Origin of the sequence: Zoogloea sp. (assembly GCF_023150065.1) — a bacterium.
Lineage (GTDB): Bacteria > Pseudomonadota > Gammaproteobacteria > Burkholderiales > Rhodocyclaceae > Zoogloea.
The window spans coordinates 1-523 of the sequence record NZ_JAKLLN010000233.1; the positions used below are offsets into that span (position 1 = coordinate 1).

The following is a 523-nucleotide window of genomic DNA, read 5'->3' on the forward strand; positions in this document are numbered from 1 at the left end:
GCCGACACCCGGATCGGCGAACCGCTGCTGCTGCCCGGTGTCGACTGGAGCGAGTTCCACTTCGGCATCGCCCGCCACGACCCGACCCGCTTCGACCTTGCCGAGCCGCTGCAGTTCGTGCAGCGCCTGCTGGCCGAGGAAGGGCTGGTGTATCGCTTCGAGCCCGACGATGCCGCGCCCATGGGGCACACGCTGGTCATCCTGGCCGACACGGTGAGTGCTGCGAGCTGCCCCGAAGACGACATGAGCGCCAGCGGCCTGGGCGGGCCGGGCATCCGGTTCCACCGCGCCGGCATCATCGAAGACCAGGACACCCTGCAGGCGCTGGGCGGCGAGCGCGCGCTGCCCACGGCGGTGGCCACCGCCACCGGCTGGGACTACAAGGCCAAGCGCGTGGTGGCGGCCAGCACGCCCACGCGCGGCGGCTTCGGCGGCGAGCAGGCACCGTGGCTCGAGGGCTTCGACCACTGCGGCACCTACCCCTTTGCCACCCGCGCCCAGGCCGAGCGCGCGCTCGAGCTCG

General features: G+C 73.0%; 1 protein-coding gene. It reads left to right on the forward strand.

Features of this window, described 5'->3' with window-relative positions; translation table 11 throughout:
* Nucleotides 1-523: contractile injection system protein, VgrG/Pvc8 family (locus tag L6Q67_RS24435; protein WP_296576398.1), on the forward strand; the 523-nt coding region annotated here is incomplete at both ends.